At 45.1% G+C, this 9,964-nt stretch carries 7 protein-coding genes; all 7 read left to right on the top strand.

Going from position 1 to position 9,964, the window contains the following annotated elements; genetic code table 11:
* The coding region (locus tag VOR_RS0109530) for an ATP-binding protein (protein ID WP_010319478.1) at positions 1–2,023 on the top strand (2,023 nt) is incomplete at its 5' end.
* 744 nt (positions 2,024–2,767) lie between these two features.
* The gene (locus VOR_RS0109525) at positions 2,768–4,438 is read left to right on the top strand and encodes an ABC transporter substrate-binding protein (RefSeq protein WP_010319477.1); all 1,671 of its coding nucleotides are present in this window, start codon (positions 2,768–2,770) and stop codon (positions 4,436–4,438) included.
* A gap of 166 nt (positions 4,439–4,604) precedes the next feature.
* Positions 4,605–5,591 carry an ABC transporter permease gene (locus VOR_RS0109520; RefSeq protein ID WP_010319476.1) on the top strand — a complete coding sequence of 329 codons (987 nt, stop codon included), beginning with the start codon at positions 4,605–4,607 and terminating at the stop codon, positions 5,589–5,591.
* A gap of 2 nt (positions 5,592–5,593) precedes the next feature.
* Positions 5,594–6,619: an ABC transporter permease gene (locus VOR_RS0109515; RefSeq protein ID WP_010319475.1), complete on the top strand. Its 1,026-nt coding sequence runs from the start codon at positions 5,594–5,596 to the stop codon at positions 6,617–6,619.
* Positions 6,620–6,621: 2 nt separating this feature from the next.
* Positions 6,622–7,605 carry an ABC transporter ATP-binding protein gene (locus tag VOR_RS0109510; RefSeq protein ID WP_010319474.1) on the top strand — a complete coding sequence of 328 codons (984 nt, stop codon included), beginning with the start codon at positions 6,622–6,624 and terminating at the stop codon, positions 7,603–7,605.
* A 37-nt stretch (positions 7,606–7,642) separates the two neighbouring features.
* On the top strand, positions 7,643–8,635 hold the full coding sequence (locus VOR_RS0109505) for an ABC transporter ATP-binding protein (RefSeq protein ID WP_010319473.1): 993 nt from the start codon (positions 7,643–7,645) through the stop codon (positions 8,633–8,635).
* A 147-nt stretch (positions 8,636–8,782) separates the two neighbouring features.
* A partial coding sequence (locus tag VOR_RS0109500) for a glycoside hydrolase family 9 protein (protein WP_010319472.1) occupies positions 8,783–9,964 on the top strand: 1,182 nt, incomplete at its 3' end.

The raw sequence follows: 9,964 nt of genomic DNA, 5'->3' as shown, positions 1-9,964 counted from the left end.
ACAACTAAAAGATGAATTCCTAGCCACAACCTCACATGAATTAAGAACACCGCTGCACGGCATGGTCGGTATTGCAGAAGCACTGATCTCTGGGTCAAGTGGCACTATCACCGCCGATCACCGTTATCAATTGGGCATAATCATCAGCAGTGGACAACGGCTGACAAACTTGGTCGATGACCTACTCGATTACCATAAAATGCGCTATGGCAGCTTGGATATCAAACAGTGTGCCGTTGATCTATCCGGCGCAACACGCTTAGTGTTAGAGCTGTCGAATCATCTACTCAACAAAAAGCCCATTCGCGTAATAAACCAAATCCCTGACGAATGCATTTGGGTCTCTGCCGATCCACAACGATTAGAGCAAGTGCTTTATAACCTTGTAGGAAACGCCATTAAATATACGACCGAAGGGAAAATTGTCATTTCAGCCAATGTGGTTGATGACAAGATTCGCGTCCAAGTTGTCGATACGGGACAAGGCATTCCAGCAGAGCAACTTGAACACATCTTTGAACCACTGATTCAAGCAGGGCAAGATGCCAGTCGTTATCGACAAGGCGCTGGTTTAGGTCTTTCGATCAGCCGTCAATTGATCGAATTGATGCAAGGAACGCTTTATGTCAGTAGCCAACCTATGGTCGGTACAACATTCAGCTTTACCTTGCCATTAGCATCAAAAGCGGAAATTGAGTCGACAAGCTATATGGAAACCGGCCATTTCCAATCTCCGACCATTTCAGACATTGAACTGCCTGAAATGCATTCACTGCCTGAAAATAAAGAAGGCCCAGTGCTACTGATAGCCGATGATGAACCCGTCAATCTGCGTGTCCTAGACAGCTTCCTACGTTTAGAAGGCTATCAAGTCCTCACCGCTAAAGATGGCAATGAAGTCATTAGCGCGCTCGAAAAAGAAAAACCGCAACTTCTACTGCTCGACATTATGATGCCAGAATTAAGCGGCTACCAAGTCTGTGAAAAGTTAAGAGAAACATACGATCATGCCGAACTACCTATCATTATGTTGACGGCATTAAATCAAACTGACGATAGAGTTCGTGGTTTTGCAGCGGGAGCGAACGATTACTTATCGAAGCCGTTTAATAAGCAAGAGCTCGCTGCACGTATTACGGCGCATTTAACGGCCAGCAAAGCTGAACAAAGACGTATTGAGAACAACCAACTGCAACAAGAGCTGAAACGTAGAGCCATGGTAGAAGCCAGTTTATTGGAAACCCAAGGCCGCCTACTAGAGCAACTTGAATCTGCTCCTGAGGCGATTATTTGCATTCGAGACGATCATAAAATACGCTTTGCAAATGAAGCTGCTGCTCGGTTATTTAAGCGTAGCCAAGAACAACTAAAGCGCTCAAATGCGGAAGAACTCATCGCTCCCAAATACTTAGTCGTCGAGCAAGAGCATTACTGCGGTAATATCGATATCTATGTCGAAGATTCACGTCAGCATATGTCTGCTGATGTGTTACGGCTACCGGATGGCTCTGGGTTGCAGGCTATGTACATCTTTAACGTAGGTGGAAACATCAATGCAGCGCGCATCAATAACCTTGAAACCGCTATTGAAGCGCTATCCAGTTACGCATTTGAAGGCGATAAAGAAAAACTGCAGCAGCTCAAAGAACTCGGTGGTGAGTTCACACGTATCGCCGACAAAGTATCGGGAGAGAGTCAATCTAAGCAAGATTTAATGCGCGAAGTACTGGTTGAAGCAATGACCAGTGCTTTAGATTACTGGGAACGGGTCAGTAACCAAAGCAAGTTTACCTTTGCAGAGCAGAGTGGGCTATGGCGAGTGTATCTCGATAGAAGCACATTACAGACTCGGACACTAGACAAATACTTACGTATCGAGACATTGCCCAAGACACCTCGCTGGCGTACGGTTCTTAATTCGTTAGATTACATTCTTGAGCATTGTCAGGAGTACGGCCCAGAACGTACTCATATCGAAGCGCAGCGCGATAAGTTGCAAAAGCTACTGACCTCATCACTCTAAGCACATCAATACCATTAAGCCTGCACACTGCAGGCTTTTTTATCATTATATTTCGATTACCCTCAACGTGACAACCAACCCATTGATGCATCCAGAGTTATGACTAGTTAAATTTAATTCATGCTAACCTCAAGCATCCACTACTCTCGGAGTATCTTACTCATTGCATATTGCAATCCTTACTTCTCAATAGAAAAAAAGAGAGAGAATGACGAGAATAATTGGAAGTAAAAACTGATTTTCAGGCAAAAAAATCAGAACATTTTCAATTGAAGGTGAATAAAGATCCAGATTGCGAACCGAATCACAACAATTCGGCAGAATTAATTTAAGTGGAAAAATTAATGACAAAACGATAAGTGAGCAAGATCTCATGATACAAAAAAACAAAAAAACATTAAAAATAAAGGGATAAAAAGATAGCAAGCGCTTACAACCATAAGTTAGTCGAATTGAGTATGAGAGGCAGATCACTGACCTAAATGAGAGTAAAAATCAAACCAAAGATGGTAAATTGACGTTTATAACGGTCACTTTCTACAAATTGACGTTTTTAACGGGAATTCAAATTGATAATTTTCTCTCCAAGGTGTCTTCTTACTCCTGCCAAAGGTCTACAGGCCACTCATGTTGACCAACTCCTCCGGTTTGTTAACACGCAATGAGGTAGGCCTTGGAGAGTGTTTATCAATTGATGACATTCATATCCATTAGTGAAATGAAAGCAAATAGTAAGGAACAGCTATGCTTGCCAATATTAAAAAAACAGCGCTAGCCGCTGCAGTTATCGCCGCCGCCGCGAGCGTTTCAGCTCCAGCAGTCGCACGCAGTGAGCTAACGATCGTACCTGATTTCTACCCTACAATGGTGCGTAACTTTAACCCGTATCTAGCAACAAACCTACGTACGACCACTGATTTCATCTATGAACCACTGGTCATCTTCAACGAAATGCATGGTAATACACCCGTTATGCGTTTGGCTGAAGGCTTTAAAATGTCTGATGACCTAATGAGCGTCACTTTTGATATCCGTAAAGGTGTTAAATGGTCAGATGGTCAAGCATTTACAGCGGATGATGTCGTGTTCTCTTATGGCTTATTGGAAAATAAACCTGAACTTGACCAGCGCGGTATCAACAAATGGGTAACGAGCGTAGAAAAACTGAACGACTACCAAGTTCGTTTCCGTTTAACTGAAGCGAACTCAAACGTACCTTATGAGATTTCTTTGGTACCTATCGTTGCTGAACATGTATGGAAAGACGTGAAAGATCCAACGACTTTCACTAACGAGAAACCCGTAGGTACTGGTCCATTTACTGAAATCGACACCTTCACTCCACAGTTATACATTCAATGTCGTAACCCTAATTACTGGGATGCTGCAAACCTTGAGGTTGACTGTCTACGTGTGCCTCAAATTGCAAACAATGATCAGTTGCTCGGTAAAATTGTTAACTCTGAACTCGATTGGACCTCTTCATTCGTTCCAGATATTGACCGTACTTATGCCGCAGCAAGCCCTAGCCACCACTACTGGTATCCGCCATCAGGCACACAAGCATTTGTTGTTAACTTCAAAAATCCAGATGCAGTGAAAAATGAAGCGCTAAGCAACGTTGATTTCCGTCGTGCGTTCTCTATGGCTCTTGACCGTCAAACTATTATCGACATCGCTTTCTACGGCGGTGGTACCGTTAACGACTTCGCTTCAGGCCTCGGTTATGCGTTCCAAGCTTGGTCTGATGAAAACGTCCACAATAAGTACAAAGGCTACAACACGTACAATGTTGAAGGCGCGAAAAAACTGCTTGCTAAAGCGGGCTTCAAAGACGTGAACAAAGACGGCTTTGTTGATACTCCATCAGGTAAATCTTTTGAGTTACTGGTTCAATCACCCAATGGCTGGACTGACTTCAACAACACCGTACAACTTGCCGTTGAACAGCTTGCTGAAGTAGGTATCAAAGCACGTGCACGTACTCCAGAGTTTGCGGTTTATAACCAAGCAATGCTTGAAGGTACTTATGACGTCGCTTACACCAACTACTTCCACGGCGCAGACCCACATCTATATTGGAACAGTGCATACAACTCTGCACTACAGAAAGGTGACGGTATGCCTCGTTTTGCAATGCACTTCTACAAAAACGACAAGCTAGATACTTTGCTAGACAGCTTCTATAAAACAGCGGATAAAAACGAGCAGCTAGAAATCGCTCACGGAATTCAGCAAATCATTGCTGAAGACCAAGTTACCATCCCTGTAATGTCAGGTGCTTACATGTACCAATACAACACAGCACGCTTTAGCGGCTGGTGGAACGAAGAAAATCCTAAGGGTCGTCCAAATATTTGGGCTGGTATCCCTGAGCGTCTATTGCACGTACTGGACCTAAAACCAGTTAAGTAAGTAGAAGTTCATTCCTTGCGGCGTACTTCGTGCGCCGCTAAATAAAATCCCCTAACTACCTAGCAAAAGTATAACGCTCGTCGTTAGGGGATTTTTCGCTCTAAATTTCGCTAGGAGCGACCTGAAACCAGGTACAGGATAAAACTGGGTGAGTAAGGTGTGAGTTATGGGTTATTTTTTAAGACGTTTGTCATTTTATTTTATCGCGTTGCTGGTTGCAGCAACATTGAACTTCATTATTCCGCGAGCCATGCCTGGAGACCCAGTGACCATGATGTTCGCAAATGCAACAACACAAGTAACACCAGAACGAATCGAAGCGATGAAGCAGCTTCTCGGTTTCGTTGATGGCCCGTTGCCAGTGCAATATTTGACCTACTTAAAAAGCATTCTGAGTTGGGAATTAGGCACATCAATTAAGTTCTATCCGTTAAGTGTCAATGAATTACTGGGTAGTGCATTTGGTTGGTCGTTATTTCTAGCGGGTACTGCGGTTGTGATCTCGTTCTCAATCGGTTCTCTACTGGGTATTTTTGCCGCATGGAAAAGAGGTAGTCGTTACGATACGTTTATTACCCCGGGGATGTTGGTTATACAAGCCGTTCCGCAAGTGGTTATTGCGATGATCGCTATGTTTACTTTTGCTATCGGCTTGCAATGGTTCCCTACGGGTTATGCCTACACTGCTGGTACGATGCCAGATTGGACAAGTTGGACATTCATTAAAGATGTGGCTTACCACGCTTTCTTGCCTCTTGTCTGTGCGTCTCTAGTACAAATCGGTGGGTTTCTCGTCAACATGCGTAACAACATGATTAACTTGCTCGCTGAAGACTACATCACGATGGCGAAAGGGAAAGGGCTCAGCGAAAACCGTGTGGTTTTCCATTACGCCGCTCGTAATGCTTTATTGCCAAGTGTCACCGCTCTATCGATGTCTTTGGGTATGGCTATCGGTGGTCAGCTCATTATTGAAATTATCTTTAACTATCCAGGTCTTGGCAGTGTTTTATTCAATGCGATCAACGCTCGTGATTACCAAGTTCTGCAAGGGCAACTGCTGATTATGACGCTCTTTATGCTGTTCTTTAACCTGTTGGCGGACATGCTTTATGTCGTACTAGACCCTCGCCTACGCAAGGGAGGTAAATAATCATGAAAGATCTCATTAAACTCATTCGCGGTAATACCGTTGCCATGGTCGGTGTCATTATTTTGGGCCTATTTTTATTCATCGCCCTTGCTGCGCCACTGATCACTAAACATGCGCCAGATAAACGTACCGGAAATCCACACGAGTACCCATCGTTTGTCGTCAAAGCCGCTAAAGCAGATCAGAATGGCTGGATTGCTGAAAACTTGGCGACTGACCGCCGCACCTTACTACTCTCAAAAGGTGAAGACCATGTGCTAGGCACCTCTCGTATGGGACGCGATGTTTGGTCACAAGTAGTATATGGCGCACGAGTCTCGCTCGCCGTTGGTTTTGGCGCAGGGATTACGGTCTGTTTTCTGGCTACTGTGATCGGTGTTTCTGCTGGTTACTTTGGCGGTAAGGTCGATGACATTCTCACCGCCGCCATGAATATCATGCTGGTGATACCGCAATACCCCCTTTTATTCGTTGTTGCGGCATTTATTGGAGAGGCAGGCCCATTAACCATTGCACTCATCATTGGCTGTACCTCTTGGGCTTGGGGCGCAAGGGTCGTACGCTCACAAACACTCGCACTGCGTGAGAAAGAGTTTGTCAGAGCAGCGGAAGTCTTGGGTGAATCATCATGGCGTATCATTTTCGTTGAGATTCTACCTAACCTCATCTCTATCGTTGGCGCTAGCTTCATTGGTTCAGTGATGTACGCCATCATGATGGAAGCCACCATCTCTTTCCTTTGTCTTGGCGATCCAAACACCATCAGTTGGGGCATCATGTTGTACAACGTTCAAACGTCCTCTTCTATGCTGATTGGCGCTTGGTGGGAACTGCTTGCTCCCTGTATTGCTCTGACTCTGCTCGTTACTGGTTTGGCTTTACTGAACTTTGCGGTCGATGAAATTGCCAACCCACAACTGCGTTCACACAAAGGAATGAAACGTTGGAAAAAACTCGCAGAGCAAGACAAGAAAGAGCGTCAACCTGAACTGCCACCACAAAATGCACTTTGGAGCGGAGATAAATAATCATGACCAACCCACTTATTTCAATCCGTAACCTATGCGTGGACTACATCACCGATGCAGGTGATGTGCGAGCATGCAGTAACGTCAGCTTTGACATTGCACCTGGCGAAATATTTGGCCTTGCTGGCGAATCTGGCTGTGGTAAATCCACCATTGCATTTTCATTGATGCGTCTACATAAGCCGCCCGCATTTATTACTGGTGGAGAAGTGATCTTTAATGGTGAAAACATCATTAAATACAGCGATGAACGCATGCAATCCTTTCGCTGGAGCCAAATGTCGATGGTGTTTCAAAGTGCGATGAACGCTTTGAACCCAGTATTGACGATGGAAGAACAATTTTGTGACGTGATCATGCGCCATACCAACATGACTCGTGAACAAGCGAAACGACGTGCTGAAGGGTTATTGGAAATTGTTGATATTCACCCAAGTCGCTTAAACGATTACCCACACCAGTTCTCTGGCGGTATGCGTCAGCGCTTGGTGATTGCAATTGCTCTCGCGCTCAATCCTAAAATGATCATTATGGATGAGCCCACTACGGCACTTGATGTGGTTGTCCAGCGTGAAATATTGCAAAAAATCTATGCGCTGAAAGAAGAGTTTGGCTTCTCTATCTTGTTCATCACCCATGATTTGTCCTTGATGGTCGAGTTCTCTGATCGGATTGGCATCATGTATTCCGGTGAATTAATTGAAGTGGCGCCTTCGAAACAGATTCTGGAAAGCCCTTTCCACCCTTATACCAAAGGGCTGGGTAGCTCTTTCCCTCCACTAACTGGCCCTAAAACGAAGTTAACTGGCATACCGGGTAACCCGTTGAACTTATTGGATATACCTCAGGGTTGCCGTTTCCAAGCTCGTTGCGACCGCGTACATGACGCTTGCACCAAAATTCCAACGAGTTTGCGCCAAATAGAGCTTGGACGCTTCTCCAGTTGCCACCTTTATGGTGACTCAATTGCTCAAGTGAAGCTATAGAACACAAGCTGTATTACACAAATTTCTGGAGACAATTATGAGCAAAATTTTCGGTGAATTACTGGTTGAGGGGAAAAATCTGGTTAAGGATTTTCCAATCAACAGTAACGCCCTAAAACAACCTATGATGCGAGCAATCAACGACGTATCGTTCAAAATGTTCAAAAGCCGCGGCTTGGCTGTCGTGGGTGAATCAGGCTCTGGCAAATCAACAACCGCTAAAATGATTGCCAAAATGTACGCCCCAACATCCGGTGTAATTGAATACAAAGGACGCGATATTTTAGACATCACTTCACGCAGTGACCTGATGCACTATCGCGAAGGCGTCCAGATGGTATGGCAAGATCCGTTTGGCTCACTCAACCCAACTCACACCATTTTTCATCATATTGCTCGTCCACTACTTATCCATAAAAAAGTGACGTCAGGTAATAAGAGAGAGTTAGAAGAACGCGTTCACGATTTACTGGAACAAGTCGGCCTTATTCCACCAAAAGAAACCGCCGCGAAATATCCGCACCAGTTGTCTGGTGGACAGCGCCAACGTGTCAACTTAGCGCGTAATATCGCGGTTGGTGCCGAAGTGGTACTGGCTGATGAACCAACCTCCATGTTGGATGTGTCGATTCGTGCGGGTGTTCTCAACCTGATGGAAGAGATGAAGTTTGAAAAGCAGATGTCGCTGCTTTACATCACGCACGACATCGCCACTGCCCGCTACATCGCCGAAGATTTAGCCGTCATGTACGTCGGACATATGGTGGAATGGGGCGATACCGAAGAGATCATTCACGATCCTCAGCACCCATATACTCAGCTATTGGTTTCCGCAGTACCCGATCCTAGTAAATCGATACACGAGAAGCTCAAAGGGAACAAAGGCGAAATTCCACTTTGGACCCCGGTATCAACAGGCTGCCCTTTTGCTGGTCGATGCATGCAGGCGAGTGACAAATGTCGTGAACAACTTCCAGCGGTGACTCAGTTGTCTGATAACCACTTTGTTCGTTGTTACTTATTTGAATAATCACTAACGCACACCTTAAGCGATTGAAGCCACTGACATGACCTCATCGGCTTCAATACCTTAGGTAAACCTATAAAACAAAGTCAGCACATGCCTCAACTGGTTAAGTGCTGACGAAAAATCAAAGTTCTGGCTTGGAGACGTTTAATGCTGCTACTGATTAACCATATTGGTTATGAGCCACAAGGGCCAAAACAGGCGATATTAATGAGTAACACGCTCCGTGTTTCTTCCGATATCGCTCTGCTTGTTTGTGCAAACAGCCATCAAACTGTGTCGACTTTCGTTGTTGAACCACAAGCTAAAGTCGCGCATTGGCATTTAGGTAGCTTTTATACGATCGACTTTTCTCAATACACCACTTCAGGGCAGTATTACCTGCGTTTTGAAAATACCCACTCCGCCATTTTTGAAATTGGTGAAGGGATACTGATGAAAAAAACGTTTTCTGATGTATTGCACTACTTCAAATCACAACGTTGTGGTCGCATTTTCGACCAGCAAGATAAGCTCGTACCACTGCTTGGTACATCAACCACTGCCGATGTACACGGTGGCTGGTACGACGCTTCCGGTGACGTCAGTAAGTATCTGAGTCACCTTTCTTACGCCAACTATTTAAACCCTCAACAAACCCCAATGGTGGTTTGGAATATGTTAAAGGGATTGGCACAACTAGAACATCACTCGAGTTTTGCTGCATTTTCTCGCACTCGCCTTAAGGAAGAGGCGTTATTTGGTGCTGATTTTCTGATCCGCATGCAAAACCCCGAGGGGTTCTTTTATACAACGGTCTTTGACAAATGGAGCAAGGACATTAAGCAGCGAGAGATCTGCGCCTATGCCACTCAATCCGGCCACAAGTCTGACGATTATCAAGCCGGATTTCGCCAAGGAGGTGGCGTTGCGATTGCCGCTCTTGCGGTGGCAGCACGTTTAGATGTTCACGGTGATTTCACCTCAGAACACTATTTAACAGCGGCGGAGCATGGTTACTGGCATTTAAAAGAAAATAACACGCGCTATCTCGACGATGGCCAAGAGAACATCATTGATGCCTATTGCGCTCTGCTTGCATCGGTTGAACTCTATCGCTCAACTAATCAAGCAAATTATCTGGTTGAGTGTCGTCTTTGGGCGCAAAGGTTATGCGCTTATCAACACAGCGACGCTAACATCGCTCATTATTGGGCAGCCAATAGTGATGCCAGTCGCCCTTATTATCACGCCGCCGAAGCTGGGCTACCTGTGATTGCACTGTGCGAATATCTCGAGATTGAAACGGAAGAACACCTCAAACAATCGGTCGTTCAAGTGGTTGAAAATGCG

Origin of the sequence: Vibrio ordalii ATCC 33509, from assembly GCA_000257205.1 — a bacterium.
In the GTDB taxonomy this organism is placed as follows: domain Bacteria; phylum Pseudomonadota; class Gammaproteobacteria; order Enterobacterales; family Vibrionaceae; genus Vibrio; species Vibrio ordalii.
This window is presented reverse-complemented; position numbering and strand designations above follow the sequence as displayed.

Excerpts from the sequence above, each read along its gene's own strand:
- VOR_RS0109525 (WP_010319477.1), top strand. The coding sequence starts at position 2,768 with ATGCTTGCCAATATTAAAAAAACAGCGCTAGCCGCTGCAGTTATCGCC.
- VOR_RS0109520 (WP_010319476.1), top strand. The coding sequence starts at position 4,605 with ATGGGTTATTTTTTAAGACGTTTGTCATTTTATTTTATCGCGTTGCTG.
- VOR_RS0109515 (WP_010319475.1), top strand. The coding sequence starts at position 5,594 with ATGAAAGATCTCATTAAACTCATTCGCGGTAATACCGTTGCCATGGTC.
- VOR_RS0109510 (WP_010319474.1), top strand. The coding sequence starts at position 6,622 with ATGACCAACCCACTTATTTCAATCCGTAACCTATGCGTGGACTACATC.
- VOR_RS0109505 (WP_010319473.1), top strand. The coding sequence starts at position 7,643 with ATGAGCAAAATTTTCGGTGAATTACTGGTTGAGGGGAAAAATCTGGTT.